Origin of the sequence: Cobetia sp. BMC6, from assembly GCF_029991385.1 — a bacterium.
Lineage (GTDB): Bacteria > Pseudomonadota > Gammaproteobacteria > Pseudomonadales > Halomonadaceae > Cobetia.
This window is the reverse complement of record NZ_JAKUMF010000011.1, coordinates 71166-94345: the sequence shown is the minus strand read 5'-3', so window position 1 is coordinate 94345 and position 23180 is coordinate 71166. Positions and strand designations below refer to the sequence as shown.

The following is a 23180-nucleotide window of genomic DNA, read 5'->3' as shown; positions in this document are numbered from 1 at the left end:
CCGCCTCCGAAGAGGCGGTCTGTCCTGCAGGCCGATGACCCGATATTGCCTGGTTGCCAGGCAACTGGTTACTTGGTCGGGTAGTCGCGCTGCGGGTGGCCGGTATAGAGCTGGCGCGGACGGCCGATACGGTGGCCGCCGGCGATCATCTCGTTCCAGTGGGAAATCCAGCCGATGGTGCGCGACATGGCGAAGATGACCGTGAACATGTTGGTCGGAATGCCGATCGCCTTGAGGATGATGCCGGAGTAGAAGTCGACATTCGGGTACAGCTTGCGCTCGATGAAGTACTCGTCTTCCAGCGCGATCTGCTCCAGACGCTTGGCGATCTTGAGCTGCGGGTCGTCCGCCATGCCCAGCTGCTCCAGTACTTCGTCGCAGGTCTCTTTCATGACCTTGGCGCGCGGATCGAAGTTGCGATAGACGCGGTGACCGAAGCCCATCAGCTTGAACGGGTCTTCCTTGTCCTTGGCCTTGTCGATGAAGCGCTGGATGTTTTCCTCGGACTCTTCACCGATCTCGTCGAGCATGGTCAGCACGGCTTCGTTGGCGCCGCCGTGTGCCGGGCCCCACAGTGCCGCGATACCGGCGCTGATGCAGGCGAACGGGTTGGCACCGGTGGAGCCGGCCAGGCGAACGGTAGAGGTCGAGGCATTCTGCTCGTGGTCGGCGTGCAGCATGAAGATGGTGTCCATCGCCTTGGCGAACACCGGGTTGATCTTGTACTCCTCGCACGGGTTTCCGAACATCATGTAAAGGAAGTTCTCGCCATAGGAGAGGTCATTGCGCGGGTACATGAACGGCTGACCGATGTTGTACTTGTGGCACATGGCCGCCAGGGTCGGCATCTTGGCGATCAGGCGCACGGCGCTGACGTAGCGTTCCTTCTCGTTGGTGATGTTCAGGTTGTCGTGATAGAAGGCGGCCAGACCACCGACCACGCCGCAAAGGATCGCCATCGGGTGGGCGTCGCGACGGAAGCCCTTGAAGAAGTTGACGATCTGCTCATGCACCATGGTGTGGTTGCTGATCAGCTGGGCGAACTTGTCGTATTCCTCGTCGCTCGGCAGTTCTCCGAACAGCAGCAGGTAGCACAGCTCGATGTAGTTGGAGCTCTTGGCCAGCTGGTCGATGGGATAGCCGCGATGCAGAAGCACGCCTTTCTGACCATCGATGAAGGTGATGGATGATTCGCAGGCGGCAGTGGAGACGAAGCCCGGGTCATACGTGAACATGCCTTCGGCGGTCAGGCCGCGAACGTCGATGACGTCCTGGCCGAGCGTGCCGGAATAGACCGGGAACTCGATGCTCTTGTCGATACCGTCTACTGTCAATGTCGCTTTCTTGTCAGTCATGCCGACCTCCTCATTATTCGCGTAACTCTTTGACTTGCTTGCCATGCCGGGCTTGCATCAATCCCGCCCACTATAGAAGCCCGCCAAGGATTGTCAATTCGCCACACGGCGTAGAGACGCGCGCCATGCTGTTGTGCGTCAGTTCCCCGACGTTTACGTATCCCGTGGCGTCAGGTCGCGTCCTGTTCACTGCATTTTGTGCAATCCGTGGTTGCGGCCCTGCGACGTCATGCCATTTGTCATGCCAATGGCCAACCCCTATAATCCACCGTCGCGCGACTGGCGGGAAATTCGGCTCGGTACCGTGGATGGCCTGCGCCCGAGACCCTTCCTCAAACCACCGCCCCTGCGGGCTTGCGTCCGTGTTGGGCCAAGAGAGTGTGTAAGAGCCGTGAATAGCAAACGACCCGTAAATCTCGATCTGACGACGATAAAGTTCCCTCTCCCTGCGCTGACTTCAATCACCCACCGTATTACCGGCGTGATTCTGTTCGTGGGCCTGGTATTTGCGCTGTGGGCACTCGATGCCTCGCTGTCCTCCCCGGAAGGGTTCGAGGCAGTGCGCGACACCCTGGCAACCAACTTCCTTGCCAAGATCGTGGCCTGGGGCCTGCTGTCTGCCCTCGGTTTCCACTTCGTGGCTGGCATCAAGCACCTGCTGATGGACATGGATATTGGTGTCGAACTGGAAAGTGCTAATCGCAAGGCGCAGGTCACTGTCGTGATCAGTGCTGTTCTCGTGGTCCTGGCGGGAGTCTGGGTATGGTAAACAACATCACCAATTTCAGCCGCAGCGGTCTGTCCGACTGGGTGCTGCAGCGTGTCTCTGCCGTGATTCTGGCAGTCTATTCCGTGTTCATGGTCGGCTACCTGCTGCTCCATCCGAACCTCGACTACACCACCTGGAGTGGTCTGTTCGAGAACACGGCAATGCGTATCTTCTCTTTGATGGCATTCATCTCGATTGCCGCACACGCCTGGATCGGTCTGTGGACCGTGGCGACCGATTACATGAAGCCGACCGCACTGCGTTTCGGTTTCCAGGTCTTCGTCATCCTTGCGTTGTTCATCTTCTTGGTCTGGGGCGTTCAAGTCCTGTGGGGAGCCTGATACATGTCCACCATGCGTAGCCTGACATTCGACGCGATCATCATCGGCGGTGGCGGCTCTGGCCTGCGTGCCGGCCTCGAGCTGTCCCAGTCCGGCAAGAAGACCGCCGTGCTGTCCAAGGTCTTCCCGACCCGTTCGCACACTGTCTCTGCCCAGGGCGGTATCACCTGTGCCATCGCTTCTGCTGATCCGAATGATGATTGGCGCTGGCACATGTATGACACCGTCAAGGGCGGCGACTACATCGCCGACCAGGACGCCGCCGAATACATGTGTACTGAAGGCCCGAAAGCGGTCTTCGAGCTCGAGCACATGGGTCTGCCGTTCTCTCGCTTCGACAACGGCCGCATCTATCAGCGCCCGTTCGGTGGTCAGTCCAAGGACTTCGGCAAGGGCGGCCAGGCGGCACGCACCTGCGCCGCGGCTGACCGTACCGGTCACGCTCTGCTGCACACCCTCTATCAGGCCAACCTGAAGAATGGCACCGTCTTCCTCGACGAGTGGTACGCCATCGACCTGGTCAAGAATGCCAACGGCGATATCGTCGGCGTGATTGCCCTGTGCATCGAGACCGGCGAGACCGTGGTCGTGAAGTCCAAGGCGACCGTTCTGGCCACCGGCGGTGCGGGACGTATCTACGCCTCCACCACCAATGCCCTGATCAACACCGGCGACGGTATCGGCATGGCGCTGCGCGCCGGCCTGCCGGTCCAGGACATGGAAATGTGGCAGTTCCACCCGACCGGCATCCACGGTGCGGGCGTGCTGGTCACCGAAGGCTGCCGTGGTGAAGGTGGCTACCTGGTCAACAAGGACGGCGAGCGCTTCATGGAGCGTTATGCGCCGAACGCCAAGGACCTCGCGGGCCGTGACGTCGTCGCGCGCTCCATGGTGCTGGAAATCCTCGAAGGCCGTGGCTGTGGCGAGAATGGCGACCACGTCTTCCTGAAGCTGGATCACCTGGGCGAGGAAGTGCTGAACAAGCGCCTGCCGGGTATCTCCGAGCTGTCCAAGACCTTCGCGCACGTCGATCCGGTCAATGCACCGATCCCGGTCGTGCCGACCTGCCACTACATGATGGGCGGCATCGCCACCAACGTGCACGGCCAGGCCATCGCACAGAACGAAGACGGCAGCGACCGCATCGTCAACGGCCTCTATGCCGTGGGTGAAGTGGCCTGTGTCTCCGTTCACGGTGCCAACCGTCTGGGTGGCAACTCGCTGCTGGATCTGGTCGTCTTCGGCCGCGCCGCGGGCAAGTACATCGAAAGCGCGCTCAACGAAGGTGTCGAGTACCTCGAGCCGACGCAGAGCGACATCGATGCTGCCCTGGTGCGCCTGAACCGCTGGAACGAGTCCGAGAGCGGTGAGTCCGTGCCGGAACTCAAGCGTGAACTGCAGCAGATCATGCAGAACTCCTTTGGTGTCTTCCGTCAGGAAGACAAGATGGAAGAGGGCGTCAAGCAGCTGTCCGAGCTGCGTGAGCGTATCGCCAAGGCGGGTCTGTCCGACAAGTCTCAGGTCTTCAATACTGCGCGTATCGAAGCACTCGAGCTGGACAACCTGATGGAAGTGGCGGAAGCCACTGCCATTGCGGCCCTGACCCGCAAGGAAAGCCGTGGTGCTCACTCCCGTTACGACTTCCCGGATCGTGATGACGAGAACTGGCTCAAGCATTCTCTGTTCTTCCCGAACGAGAAGCGTGTCGGCAAGCGTGATGTGAACTTCGCGCCGAAGACCGTCGAGCGTTTCGAGCCGAAGATTCGTACCTACTGAGTCTGAACCCAAGGCGCGCGTCACGGCCCGTTGGGGCGCCGCGCCTTTCTTCAGACCAAGTTCGCACTCGCTCGAGTTCACTCTCGCTTGAGTTCGCCGTGATCGAGGTGCGTGCAGGTCACCGCACGCACCTGACCCGTTTGCCCGGAGGGGAAACCATGCTTCAGGTATCCATATACCGCTACAACCCTGAAACCGATACTGCGCCGTACATGCAGGAGTTTCAGGTCGACACCCAGGGTCGTGACCTGATGGTGTTGAACGTGATGGAAATGCTCAAGGAACAGGACAGCTCGCTGGCCTATCGTCGCAGCTGTCGTGAAGGCGTCTGTGGTTCGGACGGCATGAACATGAACGGCAAGAACGGCCTGACCTGTGTCACTGCGCTGTCCGAAGTCGTCAAGGACAACAAGCTGGTGCTGCGTCCGCTGCCGGGTCTGCCGGTCGTGCGTGACCTGGTCGTCGACATGAGCATCTTCTACAAGCAGTACGAGCGCATCCAGCCGTACCTGCTCAACGACACGCCGGCGCCGGCCATCGAGCGTCTGCAGTCGCCGGAAGACCGTGACAAGCTCGACGGTCTCTACGAGTGCATCCTGTGTGCCTGCTGCTCGACTGCCTGCCCGTCCTTCTGGTGGAACCCGGACAAGTTCGTCGGTCCTAGTGGTCTGCTGCAGGCCTATCGCTTCCTGGCGGACTCGCGTGACACCGCCACCAAGGAGCGTCTGAGCGAGCTGGATGACCCGTTTGCCGTATTCCGTTGTCGCGGAATCATGAATTGTGTCGCGGTTTGCCCCAAGGGTCTGAACCCGACACGTGCCATCGGCAAGATTCGTGAGCTTTTGCTGGCAAACGCCACTTAAAAGCCGCGCCTTAGCTTGCTATGATGCACGTCAGCTGCGGCAGGGTGTCACACCTTGCCGCAGCGCACAGCTTGCTGAAGCCGGTGCCTTGTGCACCGGCTTTTGACGATAAAAGAAGACTCAGATGGTGAAGGCCTCCATGGTTTCGCCATACAGGGCATAATCGAGTGACGCCGACAGCGCTTGTCAGGCGCCTACCCCACCCCATCAGTCAGGGTGACCGAGAGATGCAAGAAGGCACAATGGAGTTGATGTGGCGCACTTCCCATATGAGCGGGGGGAATGTCCACTACGTAGAAGATCTCTACGAGCGTTATCTTGTCGACCCGAATGAGGTTCCCGACGAGTGGCGCAACTACTTTGATACTCTGCCGCGTCATGACGGCAGCCCCTCCCAGGATGTTCCGCTAGCGCCGATCCGTGATCAGTTCTACGAGATGGGTCGCAACAGTCGCCGCCCGGTGGCTGTCTCTGCGGGCGAAAGCAGCGAGAACAAGAAGCAGGTTCGTGTTCTCCAGCTGATCAACGCCTACCGCTTCCGTGGCCACCAGAAGGCGGATATCGATCCCCTCGGTCTGCGCAAGCCGGCACCGGTACCGGACCTCGAACTGTCCTTCCATCAGCTGTCCGCCGCTGACATGGACGTCGAGTTCCAGACCGGCTCGCTGTTCCTCGGCAAGGATGTGGCACCGCTCAAGGAAATCCACGCCGCGCTGGAGCAGACCTACTGCCGCAGCATCGGCGCCGAGTTCATGCACATCGTCAACACGGAAGAGAAGCGCTGGCTGCAACAGCGTTTCGAGTCCGTGCGTTCCAAGCCGAACTTCTCACGCGATGTCCGTCATCACGTGCTGGAGCGTCTGACCGCTGCCGAAGGCCTCGAGAGCTATCTCGCCAGCAAGTACCCGGGCACCAAGCGCTTTGGTCTGGAAGGCGGCGAGTCCTTCATTCCGATGATGGATGAGCTGATCCAGCGCAGCGGCAAGTACGGTACCAAGGAAGTCGTGATCGGCATGGCCCACCGTGGCCGTCTCAACCTGCTGGTCAACCTGCTGGGCAAGAGCCCGTCCGAGCTGATCGAGGAATTCGACGGCAAGAAGCAGATCGCCAAGGGTTCCGGCGACGTGAAGTACCACCAGGGCTTCAGCTCGAACGTCATGACGCCTGGCGGCGAAGTCCACCTGGCGCTGGCGTTCAACCCGTCGCACCTGGAGATCGTCTCTCCGGTGGTGGAAGGCTCCGTGCGTGCCCGTCAGGACCGTCGTGAAGACGCCGAGGGTGACAGCGTACTGCCGATTTCCATCCACGGTGACGCGGCCTTCGCCGGTCAGGGCGTGGTCATGGAAACCTTCCAGATGTCGCAGACCCGTGCCTACAAGACGGGCGGTACCGTGCATGTCGTCATCAACAACCAGGTGGGCTTCACCACCTCGCGTGCCGATGACGCTCGCTCGACCGAATACTGCACCGACATCGCCAAGATGGTTCAGGCGCCGATCATCCACGTCAATGGAGATGATCCGGACGCCGTGCTGCACGCCGCCCAGGTGGCCATCGACTATCGCCAGCAGTTCAAGCGTGACGTCGTGATCGACCTCGTATGTTACCGCAAGCGCGGTCACAACGAAGCCGACGAGCCGTCCGGTACCCAGCCGCTGATGTACGCCAAGATCAAGTCCCAGAAGACCGCTCGCGAGAAGTATGCGCAGCGTCTGGTCGAGGAAGGTGTGCTCAGCGAGGAAGAGACCAAGCAGCTGGTCGACCAGTACCGCTCGGATCTCGATGCCGGCAATCATGTGGCCAACGCCCTGGTGAAACAGCCGAATACCGGCCTGTTCGTCGACTGGACGCCGTATCTGGGTCACGAGTGGACCGGCGTTGCCGATACCTCGATGGACATGAAGCAGCTGCAGGCGCTCGCCAACAAGATGTGCGAAGTGCCGGACGGCGTCTCGGTCCAGCGTCAGGTCAACAAGATCTATGAAGACCGTCGCAAGATGGCCGCCGGTGGCATGCCGCTGAACTGGGGCTTCGCCGAGACACTGGCCTACGCCACCCTGGTCGATGCCGACCATCCGGTACGTATCACCGGTCAGGATGTGGGTCGTGGTACCTTCTCCCACCGTCACGCGGTGGTGCACAACCAGAAGGATGGCAACACCTACGTGCCGCTGCAGCACATCAAGGATGGTCAGGCGACCTTCACCATCCATGATTCCTACCTCTCCGAGGAAGCCGTGCTGGCCTTCGAATATGGCTACGCCACTACCATGCCGAATGCGCTGGTGGTGTGGGAAGCCCAGTTCGGTGACTTCGCCAACGGTGCCCAGGTGGTGATGGACCAGTTCATCTCTTCCGGCGAGAGCAAGTGGGGCCGCCTGTGTGGTCTGACCATGTTGCTGCCGCACGGCTACGAAGGTCAGGGCCCGGAGCACAGCTCCGCACGCCTCGAGCGTTACCTTCAGCTGTGTGCCGAGCACAACATGCAGGTATGCATGCCGACCACGCCGGCGCAGATCTATCATCTGCTGCGTCGTCAGGTCATCCGCTCGCTGCGCAAGCCGCTGGTCGTGCTGTCACCCAAGTCTCTGCTGCGTCACAAGGAAGCGACTTCCACCCTCGACGAGCTGGCCGATGGCCGCTTCGAGATGGTGCTGTCCGACAAGGGCAACCTGGAAGCTTCCAAGGTCAAGCGCGTCGTGCTGTGTGCGGGCAAGGTCTACTATGACCTGGCCGCCTATCGCGCCGAGCAGGGCCGTGAAGACGTTGCCATCATCCGTGTCGAGCAGCTCTATCCCTTCCCGAAGGAAGAGCTCCAGGCCGCCATCGCCGACTACGAGAATCTCGAGCAGGTGATGTGGTGTCAGGAAGAGCCGCTCAACCAGGGTGCCTGGTATCAGAGTCAACATCACATGCGTCAGGTCGCTGAGCAGCACCGTCAGGGGCTTGGCATGAGCCTGGACTTCGCCGGACGCCCGGCCTCTGCGGCACCTGCCGCGGGCTACATGTCCGTTCATAACGAGCAGCAGCGCCAGCTGGTCGACGACGCCTTCAACAAGTAAAGGCTCGCGACCCGCAAGGGCACCGAGAGAGAATCGAGTTAAGGAACTCCAATGGCTATCGATATCAAAGCGCCGTCTTTTCCGGAATCCGTCGCCGAAGGCACTGTGGCGACCTGGCACAAGCAGCCCGGCGACAGCGTCGAGCGTGACGAGCTGATCGTCGAGATCGAGACCGACAAGGTCGTGCTGGAAGTCGTCGCACCGCAGGACGGCACCCTGGGCGAGATCAAGGTTCAGGAAGGCGACACCTGCGAGTCCGAGCAAGTGCTGGGCTCCATCGGTGATGCAGACGCCGCTGCGTCTTCTGACGCCAAGGACGACTCCGCCGCTGAGAGCAAGTCCGAAAGCAAGGACGACGCCAAGGCCGAGAGCAAGCCGGCCGCCGGTGGCGAAGGCAAGACGCTGGAAGTCAAGGCGCCGAGCTTCCCGGAATCCGTTGCCGAAGGCACCGTTGCCACCTGGCACAAGAAGGTCGGTGAGGCCTGCGAGCGTGACGAGCTGATCGTCGAGATCGAGACCGACAAGGTGGTGCTGGAAGTCGTGGCTCCGGCCGACGGCGCCCTGAGCGAGATCAAGGTCGAGGAAGGCGATACCTGCGAGACCGAAGCCGTGCTGGCACTGTTCAGCGCTGGTGCTTCCGGTGGCGCCGTGCCGGCCGCTGAGGCAAGCGACGACAAGTCCGAGTCTGACGAAGGTCAGGACGAGAAGGTCGGCGACAAGATCCTCGCCCCGGCAGCGCGCAAGATGGTGGCCGAGCACGATCTGGACGTCAGCAAGCTGGTCGGTACCGGCAAGGGCGGACGCGTGCTGAAGGAAGACGTGGCCAAGGCCGTCAAGGAAGGCACTGCGGCCAAGACCGCTGCCAAGCCGGCTTCCAAGTCTGATGCCAAGGCCGCGTCGAAGTCTGCACCGACCTTCGAGGGCGAGCGTCCAGAGAAGCGCGTGCCGATGAGCCGCATGCGTCAGACCATCGCCAAGCGTCTGGTCAATGCCCAGCAGACTGCCGCCATGCTCACCACTTACAACGAAGTGGACATGAGTGCGGTGATGGAGCTGCGCAAGCAGTACAAGGACACCTTCCAGAAGGTGCACGACACCAAGCTCGGCTTCATGGGCTTCTTCGTCAAGGCGGCCACCGAAGCGCTCAAGCGCTTCCCGGACGTCAATGCCTCCATCGACGGCACCGACATCGTCTACCACGGTTACCAGGACATCGGTGTTGCCGTGTCTTCCGACCGCGGTCTGGTCGTGCCGGTGCTGCGTGATACCGACAGCATGAAGCTCGCCGATGTCGAAAAGACCATCGTCGACTTCGGTCAGCGTGCCCGTGCCGGCAAGCTGGGCATCGATGAGATGCAGGGCGGTACCTTCACGATCACCAACGGCGGCATTTTCGGTTCCCTGATGTCCACCCCGATCCTGAATCCGCCGCAGACCGCCATTCTGGGCATGCACAAGATCCAGGAGCGTCCGATGGCCGTGAACGGTCAGGTCGTCATCCGTCCGATGATGTATCTGGCGCTGTCCTACGATCACCGCATGATCGATGGCAAGGATGCAGTCCAGTTCCTCGTCGCCATCAAGGACCTGCTGGAAGATCCGGCTCGTTTCCTGCTCGACGTCTGAGACCGCAATGTCTCACGGCCTTGAGGATCTCGAGGGCGTGAGCGGCCCCGGCGGGTGGCACTGACACGCGCCGGGTTGCCAACCCGAATCGAACTGCACCAACAGGAAGAGACATGGCCGATAAATTTGATGTGATCGTCATTGGCGCTGGCCCTGGTGGCTATGTCGCCGCCATCCGCGCTGCTCAGCTGGGTCTGAAGACCGCCTGCGTCGAGAAGTGGGTCAACAAGGAAGGCAAGGTCGTTCACGGCGGTACCTGCCTGAACGTCGGCTGCATTCCGTCCAAGGCATTGCTGGAAACCTCGCACAAGTACGTCGAAGCGCGTGATGAGTTCGCCGAACTGGGCATCAAGGCCGACGGCGTCGAGATCGACGTGGCCAAGATGATCGAGCGCAAGGCGCAGATCGTGAAGAACCTGACCGGCGGTATCTCCGGTCTGTTCAAGGCCAACGGTGTCACCGCGCTGGAAGGTACCGGCAAGGTGCTGCCGAACAAGCAGGTCGAAGTGACCGACCACGACGGTGGCAAGACGACCTACGAAGCCGAGAACATCGTCATCGCGTCCGGTTCCGTGCCGGTCGAGATTCCGCCGACGCCGCTGACCGAAGGTCTGATCGTCGACTCCACCGGCGCGCTCGAGTTCGAGGAAGCGCCGAAGCGCCTGGGCGTCATCGGCGCCGGTGTCATCGGCCTCGAGCTTGGCAGTGTCTGGAGCCGTTGCGGTTCTGAAGTCACCGTGCTGGAAGCGGTCGACAGCTTCCTGCCGATGGTCGATGCGGCCGTCGCCAAGGAAGCCCAGAAGCTGCTCAAGAAGCAGGGTCTGGACATCAAGCTCGGCGCCCGTGTGACCGGTTCCGACATCAAGGACAGCGAAGTCGTCGTCAAGTACACCGACGCCAACGGCGAACAGGAACAGACCTTCGACAAGGTCATCGTCGCGGTTGGCCGTCGTCCGTACACCCAGAGCCTGCTCGACAGCGATGTCGGCATCAATCTGGACGAGCGTGGCTTCATCCACGTTGATGACCAGTGCGCGACCAGCGTGCCGGGCGTCTACGCCATCGGCGACGTGGTGCGTGGCCCGATGCTGGCGCACAAGGCCTCTGAAGAGGGCGTGATGGTTGCCGACATCATCGCCGGCCACAAGGCCGAGATGAACTACGACGCCATCCCGAGCATCATCTACACCTTCCCGGAAGTGGCGTGGGTCGGCAAGACCGAACAGCAAGCCAAGTCCGAAGGCATCGAAGTCAAGACCGGCAGCTTCCCGTTCGCGGCAAGCGGTCGTGCCATGGCCAACAATGCCACTGAAGGTCTGGCCAAGATCATTGCCGACGCTGAGACTGATCGCGTCCTGGGCGTTCACATCATCGGCCAGCATGCCGGTGAGCTGATCGCACAGGGTGTGACTGCCCTCGAGTTCGGCGCAAGCGCCGAAGACCTCGCACTGATCTGCACGGCTCACCCGACGCTGTCGGAAGCCGTGCACGAAGCCGCGCTGGCCGTTGACGGGCATGCGATTCACATCGCAAACCGCAAGAAGCGCAAGTAAGCGTCCTTCCGAACAAGAGGCGCGTCGCCCCGGCCAGGCCGGGGCGAACGGTGGCAGTGGCATCTTGCGACTGCCGTTCGAGTCTAATGCAACCAATGGCATGACACGATGAACCTTCACGAATATCAGGCAAAACAACTTTTTGCCGACTATGGCCTGCCGGTGTCCAAGGGCTTTGCCGTTGACACCCCGGAAGACGCTGCTGAAGCGTGCAAGAAGATTGGCGGCGACAAGTGGGTCGTCAAGGCACAGGTCCACGCTGGTGGCCGCGGCAAGGCTGGCGGCGTCAAGCTGGTCGACAGCGCACAAGCCGCTTCCGACTTCGCGACCCAGTGGCTGGGCAAGAACCTGGTGACCTACCAGACTGACGAAAATGGTCAGCCGGTCACCAAGATTCTCGTCGAGAACTGCACCGACATCGCCGAAGAGCTGTACCTGGGCGCCGTCGTTGACCGCACCACTCGTCGCATCGTCTTCATGGCTTCCACCGAAGGCGGCGTGGAAATCGAGAAGGTTGCTGAAGAGACGCCGGAAAAGATCTTGAAAGCCGAGATCGATCCGCTGGTCGGCGCACAGCCGTACCAGGCGCGTGAACTGGCCTTCAAGCTGGGTCTGAACCCGACCCAGATCAAGCAGTTCACCAAGATCTTCCTGGGTCTGGCGAAGATGTTCGCCGACAAGGATTTCGCGCTGCTGGAAATCAACCCGCTGGTCATCACCGACGAAGGCAACCTCCACTGCCTCGACGGCAAGATCAACATCGACGCCAACGCCGTCTACCGTCACCCGGATCTGCAGGCGATGCACGATCCGTCCCAGGAAGACGAGCGTGAAGCGCATGCTGCCCAGTTCGAACTGAACTACGTTGCCCTCGACGGCAACATCGGCTGCATGGTCAACGGCGCAGGCCTGGCGATGGGCACCATGGACATCGTCAACCTGTCTGGCGGCAAGCCGGCCAACTTCCTCGACGTGGGTGGCGGTGCTACCAAGGAACGCGTTGCAGAAGCCTTCAAGATCATCCTGTCCGACGACAACGTCAAAGCTGTTCTGGTGAACATCTTCGGCGGCATCGTACGTTGTGACATGATCGCCGAAGGCATCATCGGTGCCGTCGAGCAGGTCGGTGTCAACGTGCCGGTCGTGGTGCGTCTGGAAGGTAACAACGCTGAACTCGGCGCCAAGAAGCTGGCCGAAAGCGGTCTGAACATCATCGCTGCTACCAGCCTGACTGACGCGGCGCAGCAGGTTGTCAAAGCTGCGGAGGGCAAGTAATGAGCATTTTGATCGACAAGAACACCAAGGTGATCTGCCAGGGCTTCACTGGCGGCCAGGGTACCTTCCACTCTGAACAAGCCATCGCCTACGGCACCAAGATGGTCGGTGGCGTGACGCCGGGCAAGGGTGGTCAGACTCACCTGGGCCTGCCGGTGTTCAACACCGTCGCCGAAGCCGTTGCCGAGACTGGCGCTGAAGCGTCCGTCATCTACGTGCCGGCACCGTTCTGCAAGGATTCCATCCTTGAAGCGGCCAATGCAGGCATCAAGCTGATCGTCTGCATCACCGAAGGCGTGCCGACTCTCGACATGCTGGAAGTCAAGGTCAAGTGCGACGAGCTGGGCGCGCGCGTCATCGGTCCGAACTGCCCGGGTGTTATCACTCCGGGTGAGTGCAAGATCGGTATCATGCCGGGTCACATCCACCAGCCGGGCAAGGTCGGTATCGTGTCCCGTTCCGGCACCCTGACCTACGAAGCCGTCAAGCAGACCACTGACCACGGTTTCGGTCAGTCCAGCTGTGTCGGTATCGGCGGCGACCCGATCCCGGGTTCCAACTTCATCGATATCCTCGAGATGTTCGAGAAGGACCCGAAGACCGAAGCCATCGTCATGATCGGCGAGATCGGCGGTTCTGCTGAAGAAGAAGCGGCTGCCTACATCAAGGCGAACGTCACCAAGCCGGTCGTCTCCTACATCGCTGGTGTGACTGCGCCTCCGGGCAAGCGCATGGGCCATGCAGGCGCCATCATCTCCGGCGGCAAGGGTACTGCCGACGAGAAGTTCGCGGCTCTGGAAGCGGCTGGCGTCAAGACTGTGCGTTCACTCGCGCAGATCGGCGATGCCATCAAGGAAGTCACTGGCTGGTAAGCCATTGATCTCCTGACAGCGATCGGCGCCAAGCGGATCGCATGTCACCGAAAGGGCAGGCCCACAGGGCCTGCCCTTTTTTCGTTTCTGGCCCTCAACAGTCTCTCCCGAGTGCATGCCGGCGGTTCTACCTGCAGCCGGTGACGTGCGCGAGGGCGAGGTGTTTCACAGGTACAGGCGCGACAGGTGCGTTCATATCAAGCAGTTGATAATCTGATGACTGTTCATTGGCACCTGACCAAGCGACACGTGCAGATGCCCCACGGCGCAACACGACTCACTGATAAGGATGTTCCATGCTCAAGTCATTCCCCGCCCTCACGCGTTCCGCGCGCCTGCTGGCGCTGCTGTCCCTGCCGTTGGCTGCTGGCGTACCGCTGGCTGCCAGTGCAGATTCCGGCGCGGCGGCAGCCTCCGCCCCTGAAGCTTCAGCGAGCATGCAGGTGCCTGCCAAGAGCATCGAGTCGGTGACCAGTCGTGATGATGTCGCCTCCGTCCAGGCGCGTCTCGAGACGGCGCTCGAGGCCAAGGGGCTGACGCTGTTCAGCGTCATCGATCATGAAGCGGGAGCCAAGAAGGTCGGCATGGGGCTGCCTGCGACGCATACCGTCATCTTCGGCAATCCCAAGGTGGGCACTCTGTTGATGCAGTGCGATGGAGCGGCCGCCCTGGACCTGCCGCAGAAGATGTTGATTCGTGCCGTGGAGGGCGGCAGCGTGATCGAGTGGAATGACCCGCAGTACATGGCCAATCGTCATGATCTGGGCGACTGCAAGCTACCGCTGGACAAGATCGCCGGGCTGCTCAAGGGGCTGGCCGCCGAAGCGGCGGGTCAATGAAGGCAGCGCTCATCACGTGTCGATACTGATATCGTGAACTGACAACGGGAACTGACGATCGATCGCTGCCAATCAAGCAGGACGAGAAAGCCGGACTCCTCATGGAGTCCGGCTTTTTGATGGCCCCCTGTCAGGAACCACCTGTCTTGCAGGGAGGGATTGCAGACAGGGCTTGTAGACAGGGCTTGCAGGGTTTGCTTTCAGAGCTGCTTACAGAGCATCACCGTGCTGCTTCAGCCACTGCACGGCGCGGTCCGGGTAGTCCGTGAAGACACCATCTACCTTGGCGTCGATGAAGAAGGCGCGCAGCATGTCATCGTAATCGCTGGCCCAGTCGGGGATGCGCCCTTCATCGAGGCGGAAGGTGTAGGGCATCACGATCAGGCCCTGCGCATGGGCTTCCTCGACCATCGGAGTGACCTTGATGTCGTCCCGGGTCGAGCTGTCTTCGATCACCATCGGTTTCCATGGCCCGATGCCATCGGCGTAGGTGGCGATGCGCTGCATGCCGCCTTCCTGATACATCCAGTCATAGTCGTAGGGCTCAAGCTTGCCATCCGCATCCGGCTGGAAGGTCATGTCCCAGCTGGTCTCGCCCATCAGCTGTACCAGGCGCAGGTCCATCTCCAGCTCAGGCTGCAGCGTGTCGTGGATGCGCTTGAGGCCATTGGGGTCGAAGACCTGTACTACAGCGTTGTCATCGTGCGCGACGTAGCCGTACTGCTTGAGGGTCTCGAGCACGGCTCGGGAGACCTGCTTGCCTTCCGACTGGTGGAACCAGGGTGCCTTGATCTCCACGTACAGGCCGACATCGCGTCCGGTGGAGTGATTCAGGCCCTGGATCATCTCGATTTCTTCACTCAGGGTATGCAGGCCGAAGTGCGACTTGCCCAGCGGGAAGCGCTCAGGGTAGTCGGCGACCTGCTCGCCATCCTTGACGGTGAAGCCCTCGCTGAACGACAGCTTGCGCAGCTCATCCAGCGTGAAGTCGATGGCGTAGTAGCGGCCATCGTCGCGCGCACGCTCGGGGAAGACCTCGGCGACATTGGTCACGCGATCCAGGAAGCGGTCGTGCAGTACCACCAGCTGGTCGTCCTTGCTCATCACCACGTCCTGCTCGAGGAAGTCGGCGCCCTGGGCGTAGGCCATCGCCTTGGCGGCGAGTGTGTGCTCGGGCAGGTAGCCCGAGGCCCCCCGGTGGGCGACCACGACCTTGTCGGTGCCATGGCCGGGGTCGATGCTGCGCAGAGGCCTGTCATCAGCGAGTGCCGCTGAGGTCGAGGTGGCCAGCAGAGAGCCGACCACGCCCATCATGGCCAGCGGGCGACGAATGCGGGCGGAAGTCGGGTGACACTGGGAAGGATGCGGCATGTGAGATCACCTTGAGCTGTGGTTATTGTATGGCCGTTCAATAAAGCCGTCTGCCAACATAACAAATTCTTATTCATAAGGCGATGATCAAGTGTTTTTCATGATGAGCAAGAGCCGCTGCTCGGTCGTTCGGTCATGTGGTCGCCGAGCGACGCTTGAGCAAGCTTCCCAGCATGCTGCGTCCCGCCATCACGAAGAACACCGGAGCGCCGGCGATCAGGTAGAAATAGAAGGTCACGGCCCGCCATATCACCACGGCCGCCGCGGCACTGGCGGCGCCGATCATCGGGCTGAGCAGGGCGGTGGAGGACAGCTCCGCGCCTCCGGCACCGCCGGGCAACAGCGTCAGCTGGCCCGCTGCCAGCGAGAGCATCTGCACGATGAAGGTCCAGCTCCAGTCGATGTCCTGCCCCAGCCCGGACACGGCCAGATAGAGGATCGAGTAGCGCAGCAGCCAATGCGCGCAGCAGAGCAGGAAGATCAGGCTCAGTGTCAGGCGCGGCAGGGCGAGCGTCTCGACCAGCGCATGGCGAAAGTGGATCAGACCCCTCGCCAGCTTGACGCGTGAGCGATGGCGTACCTTGAGCCAGCGCAGCAGGCGTCCGCTGGTCTTGAGCAGGCGCCGATGGTGCTTGCCCAGCGCAGCCAGCAGGCCAAAGCCGATGATCAGCAGCAGCGCCGGCACGGCCAGCATCCACCCCAGGCGCAGGTCGATGGTATGCGAGAGGGCGTAGAGCCCGATGCTGGCCAGTGCCGAGAGGAAGAACAGCATGTCGGTGATCTGATCGACCGCGAATACTGCCGTGGCCTGCGCCGGGCGCACCCCCTGACGTGACAGCAGCCCCATCAGAGTAAGCGGGCCGCCGCTGCCGCCGGGGGTGGCGCTGATGGCGAATTCGGTCGCCATCACCATGCCGACGGCGCGCCGTTGCCCCAGATGACCGCCACGTCCGGCCAGCAGTAGACGCAGCCGGCCGGCGTTCAGGTTCCAGCACATGACGATCATGCAGAGCATCAGGAGGAAGGTGTCGAGGGGGAACTGGCGCAACTGGCCGCCCAGTCCACTGCCACCCAGCACCAGCGGTATCGCGATGACCATCACAAGGCCAGCACCCAGTAACCAGAGGGCACGATTCATGGCAGATTCCCGCAGCGGGTTGATACAAGGCCCATACAACGGGACTCATCGGGTGGGTGGGTCTCAGGCAGCACTGTGTTCCGCCTGGTGCGAGTTCAGTTGCGTCATGTCAGGCGTGGCGGGGGTGAGCAGCCCCTGCTGGGTCAGCCACCCGATCTTGGTCATCGGCAGGCGCCCCTCATCGAGCAGGCGCTCGACCAGCGTCAGCCAATACTGGCGTGAGCGTGCATGGCGCATATCGACCGGATGCAGGCCCAGACGCAACACTGGCGCCTGTTGCTCGCGGCTCAGCTTGCGCTGCGTCACCCACTGCGACATCAGACGGCGGGGCGCTGAGCGTGCGCTCCAGACCAGTCCGGGCGCATCGATGACCGTGAAGTCAGGTAGTCGATAGAGATGCTGGGGGTCGCTGGTGTAGCGGAAGTCGAGGGACTTCAGCGCCTGACGAGTGCCGTCGCTCATCAGCCAGGCGGGAGCCACGAAGCCCTCCAGCGGCCAACCAAGACGCTTGAAGAGTGCGGCGCCTTCCAACAGGCGTCGTCTGGCTTCGGCCTCATCGAGGGGGTAGAACTCACCCTCCCAGGTCAGCACGCGGCGCATCAGGTAATCGCGCGGGGTGCGGGGGGCTGGCGCGTCATCGCAGTGATAAAAGCCATGCAGGGCAAGCTCGTCTCCCTGTTGGCGGCGAGAGTCCAGCAGCGCGATGAATTCGGGAGCGTCTTCCAGGGCGCTGCGATGATGGAAATCAGGTACCACCAGCCAGGTGATCGGACAGGGATGATTCAGGCGTGCCTGGCAGAGGGCATCCACCTCGGCGACGAAGTCCCGGTAGTCGGACCATGTCTCGGGCGCGACATCATGCAGGACCAGCAGAAAGTGCTGCTTGGCAGGTGGCGACTCAGCCATGGGTCACCTCTTCCAGTACCGGTTGCATGCGAGTCCCGGTGACCGCGTGATAATGCCCGAGCAGACCATCCACGACACGGTCCCAGGCGTGATGCTTCTCGACATGACGACGCGCCTGGCGGCCCAGTGCCACGGGGTCATTGGCGAAGACTTCCTGTACGGCACGCGCCATGGCATGCGGCGAGTGCGGGTTGCAGAGCTGACCGCAGCCCAGTGGCACATTCTCGGCCAAGGCGCCTGCGCGTGCCGCCACCACCGGCGTACCACAGGCCATGGCTTCCAGCACCACCAGGCCAAAGGTTTCTTGGGTGCCGGCATGCAGCAGCACATCCACCGAGGCCACCAGACGCGCCACTTCGGTGCTGCTGCAGAAATGCCCGGTCACGCTGACATTGTCGGGTAGATGTCGCGGCATGCCCGAGCCGATCAACAGCAGATGGTAGTCGGGGCCGAGCAGGCGAGCGGCTTCCAGCAGCTCATCCAGATTCTTCTCCCGTGAGCCGCGCCCGGCGAAGGCCAGCAGTCGCACGTGGTCTTCCAGACCAAGCTCACCACGCAGACCCTCATCGCGGCAGTCAGGGTGGAAGGTGGAAAGATCGACACCGAGTGGCTGGATATGGACATTGTCGACACCGAGCCGGTCGAGTCGGTCGGCCATCACCTGGCTGGGGGCCAGTACGCGATCGAAGTGGCGATAGAGGCGTTTGACGTAGCGATCGACATTGGCCCCTGACCATTCACCCAGACGATTGGTGATCAGGCGTGGCAGGTCCGAGTGATAGAAGCCCAGCACCGGGACATCGAGCTTGCGACCGGCATCGAGTGCTGCCCACGCCGTGACGTAGGGGTCGCCAGCCTCGATGACATCCGGCTGCAGTGCCAGCAGCGTGCTGACCCAGCCGCCCCGGCGCAGGGGGAAGCGATAGCCGTTGCCGAAGGGAATGGGCGGTGCCGGCACGCTGTAGAGGTCATCACTGACGCTGGTGGTCTCACCGGGGACCAGCAGGCTGTGACGTACATCAGGTCGCTTCCGCAGACGTCGTCGCTTGGCTTCCAGGTAGGTTCTGACCCCGCCACTGGAGGGGGCATGGAACATGGTCATGTCAGCGATATGCACACGGACTCCTCAAGACCGCTTTACCGGTCGTGCGCGATGAAGATGAATCCCGACGTCACTGCCTGCCATGGCTGCCTTGTCGTGCTTCAGAGGGCTAGAGAAAGACGCAATCGAACACACGGATTCCAGCTAGCCAGTGGCATTGACGAACGAGCCTCTGGTCAGTCATGGGGGGAACCCGACGTGAAACCAAGGGTACGAGGCATGACATGCGGTGTCGCGCGTGACGAGACGCCTCGCCACGCGATATTCCACACTGCGCCTGGCAGTGACGTTACATCAGGAGATGACTGGACTGTGTGACAACAGGGAACAAGGTTGGTGCGATGCGCTCCTGCGCTCAGTCTCTTGGCATAAGGCCCCTGACATCAGGCTTCTGGCATCCGGTTCACTGCGAGGGGAAGAAAGATGTTTCGCCATGCTGGCGATGGTTCAGGAGGGAGTGCGGCAGCTGGCCTCTCAGCTGCGCCGGGCAAGAAAAGCCCTACGACAGGCAAAAAAAGACCCTGTCCGGAGCCACCGGACAGGGCAAGTGCGTGCACTACAGGAATACAGGGGGCGACAGGGGGAGGGTCGCCGGAGCGGGCATTGCAGGATCTAGCAGTGGATCGACTCAGTCATGTCTGGCATCCGTGCCTGGTGTTGCATGGGGTCCTGGCATCGTTATCTGTCCTGATGGATGGAGATCGGGCGTCATCACGCCAGTCCATGCTGGGACAGGTGCAGGGCGCTGGGCATGGCCTGGCCAAGCTCCTGCGAGAAGGCGGCTTCCGGCTCGGCTGGGCGCTGGCTGGCGAGCAGCACAAGGCTCAGCAGCAGGCCGGCGGCCAGCAGCAGACGGTTGCGGGTCCGGCGACGATCACGTTCCAGCAGCATCGCGACATGTTCCATCGCTTCACGTTGAATCTCACGCTGGCGCTCCGGAGAGGTGGAGCTGCCATCCGAGTTTCTGCCTGAGCTGCTGTCTGCTCCGGAGTCGACACGGGCATAGCTCATGGCCGGGTGACGAACGATGGCGGCATGCTCGGCCAGGTGACGCAGTGAGGTAGCTGCAGTGGAGCGATGAGTTTTCATTTCCGGGTCCTCGCATGGACGAACTTCATCAGGGACAGGCTTCAGTCATTCGCGCTTGGTCAATCCAGTAACGCTGCAGCAGTGAAAGCAGATGTCGTGTGTCGATGTGAGGAGTATAGCGTGAGCTTCTGTTTCACAAAATTACAATTTCTCACGCTTGGTACACGCGCAGTATACGCAATACACGAGAACGAAAAACGCCCCGGGCGCAGAGCGCTCCGGGGCGTAGATGGCCGGGGCAATTGCCCATGATCACAAGTCAGTTACATACGGCAGTGGTGGGTCGCGGCTTATTCGGCCGGACGACCTACCAGTGAACGACGCTCTTCACGGGCTTCGGTCAAGGAGACCTTGATGATGTCGCCCAGTGAGTAACGCAGCTCGTCTTCGATGCGCACGCGGCCTTCCTTGTCATCGATCGCGACCTTCTTGCGATCGCTGTGGATCAGCGGTGCCGGAATGAAGACGCTGGCGCCATTCTCTTCCAGACGCACGCGCATGCCGCCACGACGGATGTCGATGATCTCGCCAGTGAAGACCTGCTGTTCTTCGGCGGCCTTGGTCAGGTAGCGCACGTAGAGCCAGTCCTTCACATCACGCTCGGCCATGCGGTTGAGACGACGACGTTCGCTGAGGTGCTCGGTCAGCTGCTCGGTGGCTTCCGCCGGCACGTCCTGGCCGAGAATCACACGCTTGATCAAGCGGTGGTTGACCATGTCGCCGTACTTGCGGATCGGCGAGGTCCAGGTCGCGTAGGCTTCCAGACCCAGACCGAAGTGCGGCCCCGGCTGTGCGGACATCACGGTGTAACCCTGGAAGCGACGCATGCGCACGTCCAGCCAAGTGTCTTCGCGACTGTCCAGCTCCTGACGGATCAGGCGGTAGCCTTCCAGGCTGCCCAGCTGTTCCGGCGTGGCGGTGATGTTCTGGCCAGCCAGGAACTCGATGGTGTCGTCGTACTTCTCCGGCGCGAAGCCCTGGTGCACGTTGAAGATACCGTGACCGATATGCTTGGAGAGCAGACGTGCGCAGCTCAGGTTCGCGGTGATCATGGATTCTTCGATCATGCGATTGCTGATGCGGCGGTGGTCGGCACGTACGTTGAGCACGTTGCCTTCCTCATCCAGTTCGAACTCGAAATCCGGACGCTCGCGGAAGACCTGGGAATTGCGTGCACGCCAGGCGATACGCGCCTGGGTGAAGGCTTCCAGCTGACGCAGTCCTTCGGCCAGCTCTTCGGTTTCCGGCTTCCAGCTGCCTTCCTGGCCTTCGATCCAATCGGAGACGTTGTCGTAGGTCAGGCGGTGGTGGGAGCGCATGGTGGCCGCGAAGAATTTCGGCTCACCGATCACGCCATCGGTATCGATGTCGACGATGCACATCAGCGTCGGACGGTCTTCACCTTCCTTCAGCGAGCACAGGTCATCGGCCAGGATTTCCGGCAGCATGGTGACGTTCTGGCTCGGCAGGTAGACGGTGAAGGAGCGCGTGCGCGCCTCTTCGTCGACAGGGCTGCCTTCCGGCACGTAGGCGGTCGGGTCCGCGATGGCGATGCTCAGGGTCCAGCCGCCTTCCGGGCGCTCGACGATGTGCAGGGCGTCATCCATGTCACGCGTCTTCTCACCATCGATGGTGAAGAAGGGCACGTGGGTCATGTCTTCGCGGGTCAGGCCCTCATCCAGCAGCGGCCAGTCGTTGCCGCCCTCCGGTGAGGCCTGTTCCAGCGCATGGCGCGCCAGGGTGACACGCCATGGCACGCGCGGGTTGTCCACCTCGGCGATGACTTCCTCTATCTGGGCGAAGAAGCTGCGGTCATCCTTGCGCATCGGGTGACGCAGCAGACGTGCCACGACCCAGTCGCCATCATTGAGGGCTTCCTCATTGATGCCACGCTTCACGCGCGCTTTCATGCGCGTGTTGATGGACGGGTGATCCGGCATCACGTTCAGGCGGCCATCACGTTTGCCGACACGAGCGACGAAGCGATCGACACCCGTCTCAATCAGCACTTCCGGCTGTACGGACTTCTTCTCACCTTCCACCTTGACGGTCGCTTCGACAGTATCGCCGTGCAGTACCTGCTTCATGGCGGGTGGCGGCACGAAGTAAGACTCGCCGTCCTCGCATTCGAGGAAGCCGAAGCCCTTGTCGGTGCCTTTGATCACCCCCGTGACACGGGGAATTTCCTGGCGGATTTGATCTTTCAGCTGCGCCAGCAGCGAATTGTTCTGCAGCATTTCGGAAGTTCTGTTGGCGGGGTCAGTGGCTCACTATACGGACATGGAGCATGGGGGGAAAGCGGCCAGATGGCCCAACGCCCGCGCGGGCTGCGCGCAGGCGTGGATGAGCGGTGGGACAACCGCGGGCAACCCAGGTGAAAGCGGCCTGCCTGCGTACCTTGTCACAGGCTCAGGCGCGCGCTCAGTCGGCGGTCGCCGTGGCGTTGATCAGACGCGAAACCGGGGTATCACCGTCGAACAGGGTGAAGATGGGCGCCTTGCGATGACGGCCACCGATCTCGCGAGCCTTGATCAAGCCGAGCAGGAACTCGGCGACATTGGCGCGCGAGACCTGCATCTCGTCGGAGTCATCGGCGTTCTGGGTCAGCTTGCCGCTGCCGCTGTCGTTGGTGAGACGGCCGGGCTTGACGATGACATGACGCAGGCCGCTCTCGGCGAGGCACAGGTCGGCCGCCTTCTTGGCCGCGAAGTAGGGGCGCATCGCTGCCGGGCCGGCCAGTGGTGTCTCGGAGCGGATCGAGCTGACCTGGATCACGCGCGACAGCCCGAATTCGGCGGCCAGCTCTGCGGTGCGCATCGCACCATGCAGGTCGATGGTCAGCGTCTTGTCCGGGCCGGTGTTCGGGCCGGAGCCCGCGACGAACACCGCCTGATCGCAGCCATAGAAGGCCTGGCGCATCTCGCCTTCCAGGTCGCCCAGTACCGTCGGGATGCTGCGATCATGGAACCAGCTCTGCTGCTCGGTCGAGCGGATCATCGCCACGATGGGTTCGCCGGCGGCCTGAGCCTTCTCGCAGAGTTGACGACCGATCTTGCCGTTGGCACCGATGATGAGCGTCTTGCGCATGCTGTCTGCTCCTTCGCGAATCAAATGGCGAGGTGGCTTGCGAGTGGTATTCCCACTCACTGCCACGCCCCTCCTTGTAGAGCAAGGTCTGCGGGCTGAATCACGAGACTTCAAGGGGGCCGTTCAATCGCGGGCATTACGCGGCGCCTCGCTCGC

Annotated in this window: 18 protein-coding genes; 10 read left to right on the top strand and 8 right to left on the bottom strand. The window is 61.8% G+C overall.

All coding sequences use genetic code 11. From position 1 onward, the window contains the following. Window positions 1–68: 68 nt before the first annotated feature. A complete protein-coding gene (gene gltA / locus MKZ40_RS15470; RefSeq protein WP_175090454.1) occupies window positions 69–1355 on the bottom strand; it encodes a citrate synthase in 1287 nt (428 codons plus the stop codon). Between the two features lie 391 nt (window positions 1356–1746). Between gltA and sdhC the strand changes: the two genes are divergently transcribed. The 10 genes from sdhC (at window position 1747) to MKZ40_RS15420 (ending at window position 14331) form a co-directional block, all read left to right on the top strand. Continuing rightward, window positions 1747–2124 carry a succinate dehydrogenase, cytochrome b556 subunit gene (gene sdhC, locus MKZ40_RS15465; RefSeq protein ID WP_043333108.1) on the top strand — a complete coding sequence of 126 codons (378 nt, stop codon included), beginning with the start codon at window positions 1747–1749 and terminating at the stop codon, window positions 2122–2124. Further along, window positions 2118–2465, top strand: a complete 348-nt coding sequence (gene sdhD / locus MKZ40_RS15460) for a succinate dehydrogenase, hydrophobic membrane anchor protein (RefSeq protein ID WP_043333107.1) — start codon at window positions 2118–2120, stop codon at window positions 2463–2465. The genes sdhC and sdhD overlap by 7 nt, the downstream gene beginning before the upstream one ends. 3 nt (window positions 2466–2468) lie before the next feature. Further along, window positions 2469–4241, top strand: coding sequence for a succinate dehydrogenase flavoprotein subunit (gene sdhA, locus MKZ40_RS15455; protein ID WP_175090455.1), 1773 nt, complete (start codon window positions 2469–2471; stop codon window positions 4239–4241). A gap of 158 nt (window positions 4242–4399) precedes the next feature. Further along, entirely contained in the window at window positions 4400–5104 is a 705-nt protein-coding gene (locus MKZ40_RS15450) for a succinate dehydrogenase iron-sulfur subunit (RefSeq protein WP_043333105.1), read from the top strand. Window positions 5105–5331: 227 nt separating this feature from the next. Beyond that, on the top strand, window positions 5332–8166 hold the full coding sequence (locus MKZ40_RS15445) for a 2-oxoglutarate dehydrogenase E1 component (RefSeq protein ID WP_175090456.1): 2835 nt from the start codon (window positions 5332–5334) through the stop codon (window positions 8164–8166). 51 nt (window positions 8167–8217) lie between these two features. Beyond that, on the top strand, window positions 8218–9792 hold the full coding sequence (gene odhB / locus MKZ40_RS15440; RefSeq protein WP_175090457.1) for a 2-oxoglutarate dehydrogenase complex dihydrolipoyllysine-residue succinyltransferase: 1575 nt from the start codon (window positions 8218–8220) through the stop codon (window positions 9790–9792). 113 nt (window positions 9793–9905) lie between these two features. Then, on the top strand, window positions 9906–11345 hold the full coding sequence (gene lpdA / locus MKZ40_RS15435) for a dihydrolipoyl dehydrogenase (protein WP_175090458.1): 1440 nt from the start codon (window positions 9906–9908) through the stop codon (window positions 11343–11345). A gap of 108 nt (window positions 11346–11453) precedes the next feature. Next, the gene (gene sucC, locus MKZ40_RS15430; RefSeq protein WP_175090459.1) at window positions 11454–12620 is read left to right on the top strand and encodes an ADP-forming succinate--CoA ligase subunit beta; all 1167 of its coding nucleotides are present in this window, start codon (window positions 11454–11456) and stop codon (window positions 12618–12620) included. After that, window positions 12620–13492, top strand: a complete 873-nt coding sequence (gene sucD, locus MKZ40_RS15425; RefSeq protein ID WP_043333998.1) for a succinate--CoA ligase subunit alpha — start codon at window positions 12620–12622, stop codon at window positions 13490–13492. The genes sucC and sucD overlap by 1 nt, the downstream gene beginning before the upstream one ends. Before the next feature lie 296 nt (window positions 13493–13788). Continuing rightward, complete coding sequence (locus MKZ40_RS15420; protein WP_175090460.1) at window positions 13789–14331, top strand: DUF302 domain-containing protein; 543 nt, start codon at window positions 13789–13791, stop codon at window positions 14329–14331. A gap of 210 nt (window positions 14332–14541) precedes the next feature. On the opposite strand, the gene glpQ is transcribed toward MKZ40_RS15420, so the two are convergent. The 7 genes from glpQ to MKZ40_RS15385 form a co-directional block, all read right to left on the bottom strand. Further along, complete coding sequence (gene glpQ, locus MKZ40_RS15415) at window positions 14542–15702, bottom strand: glycerophosphodiester phosphodiesterase (RefSeq protein WP_217485942.1); 1161 nt, start codon at window positions 15700–15702, stop codon at window positions 14542–14544. Between the two features lie 133 nt (window positions 15703–15835). Beyond that, entirely contained in the window at window positions 15836–16840 is a 1005-nt protein-coding gene (locus MKZ40_RS15410; RefSeq protein WP_175090461.1) for a lysylphosphatidylglycerol synthase transmembrane domain-containing protein, read from the bottom strand. 63 nt (window positions 16841–16903) lie between these two features. Then, complete coding sequence (locus MKZ40_RS15405) at window positions 16904–17746, bottom strand: polysaccharide deacetylase family protein (protein ID WP_175090462.1); 843 nt, start codon at window positions 17744–17746, stop codon at window positions 16904–16906. After that, window positions 17739–18863 carry a glycosyltransferase family 1 protein gene (locus tag MKZ40_RS15400; RefSeq protein ID WP_175090463.1) on the bottom strand — a complete coding sequence of 375 codons (1125 nt, stop codon included), beginning with the start codon at window positions 18861–18863 and terminating at the stop codon, window positions 17739–17741. Before MKZ40_RS15400 ends, MKZ40_RS15405 begins: the two co-directional genes overlap by 8 nt. Before the next feature lie 696 nt (window positions 18864–19559). Beyond that, the gene (locus MKZ40_RS15395) at window positions 19560–19937 is read right to left on the bottom strand and encodes a hypothetical protein (protein WP_175090464.1); all 378 of its coding nucleotides are present in this window, start codon (window positions 19935–19937) and stop codon (window positions 19560–19562) included. Window positions 19938–20227: 290 nt separating this feature from the next. Continuing rightward, window positions 20228–22174, bottom strand: a complete 1947-nt coding sequence (locus MKZ40_RS15390) for an exoribonuclease II (RefSeq protein ID WP_175090465.1) — start codon at window positions 22172–22174, stop codon at window positions 20228–20230. 184 nt (window positions 22175–22358) lie between these two features. Next, window positions 22359–23024 (bottom strand): NAD(P)-binding oxidoreductase, encoded by a 666-nt coding sequence (locus tag MKZ40_RS15385; RefSeq protein WP_175090466.1) that lies wholly within the window; start codon window positions 23022–23024, stop codon window positions 22359–22361. Between the last annotated feature and the right edge of the window lie 156 nt (window positions 23025–23180).

Coding starts and splice junctions, on each gene's coding strand:
- gltA (WP_175090454.1), bottom strand. CDS start 1,355: ATGACTGACAAGAAAGCGACATTGACAGTAGACGGTATCGACAAGAGC.
- sdhD (WP_043333107.1), top strand. CDS start 2,118: ATGGTAAACAACATCACCAATTTCAGCCGCAGCGGTCTGTCCGACTGG.
- sdhA (WP_175090455.1), top strand. CDS start 2,469: ATGTCCACCATGCGTAGCCTGACATTCGACGCGATCATCATCGGCGGT.
- MKZ40_RS15450 (WP_043333105.1), top strand. CDS start 4,400: ATGCTTCAGGTATCCATATACCGCTACAACCCTGAAACCGATACTGCG.
- MKZ40_RS15445 (WP_175090456.1), top strand. CDS start 5,332: ATGCAAGAAGGCACAATGGAGTTGATGTGGCGCACTTCCCATATGAGC.
- odhB (WP_175090457.1), top strand. CDS start 8,218: ATGGCTATCGATATCAAAGCGCCGTCTTTTCCGGAATCCGTCGCCGAA.
- lpdA (WP_175090458.1), top strand. CDS start 9,906: ATGGCCGATAAATTTGATGTGATCGTCATTGGCGCTGGCCCTGGTGGC.
- sucC (WP_175090459.1), top strand. CDS start 11,454: ATGAACCTTCACGAATATCAGGCAAAACAACTTTTTGCCGACTATGGC.
- sucD (WP_043333998.1), top strand. CDS start 12,620: ATGAGCATTTTGATCGACAAGAACACCAAGGTGATCTGCCAGGGCTTC.
- MKZ40_RS15420 (WP_175090460.1), top strand. CDS start 13,789: ATGCTCAAGTCATTCCCCGCCCTCACGCGTTCCGCGCGCCTGCTGGCG.
- glpQ (WP_217485942.1), bottom strand. CDS start 15,702: ATGCCGCATCCTTCCCAGTGTCACCCGACTTCCGCCCGCATTCGTCGC.
- MKZ40_RS15410 (WP_175090461.1), bottom strand. CDS start 16,840: ATGAATCGTGCCCTCTGGTTACTGGGTGCTGGCCTTGTGATGGTCATC.
- MKZ40_RS15405 (WP_175090462.1), bottom strand. CDS start 17,746: ATGGCTGAGTCGCCACCTGCCAAGCAGCACTTTCTGCTGGTCCTGCAT.
- MKZ40_RS15395 (WP_175090464.1), bottom strand. CDS start 19,937: ATGAAAACTCATCGCTCCACTGCAGCTACCTCACTGCGTCACCTGGCC.
- MKZ40_RS15390 (WP_175090465.1), bottom strand. CDS start 22,174: ATGCTGCAGAACAATTCGCTGCTGGCGCAGCTGAAAGATCAAATCCGC.
- MKZ40_RS15385 (WP_175090466.1), bottom strand. CDS start 23,024: ATGCGCAAGACGCTCATCATCGGTGCCAACGGCAAGATCGGTCGTCAA.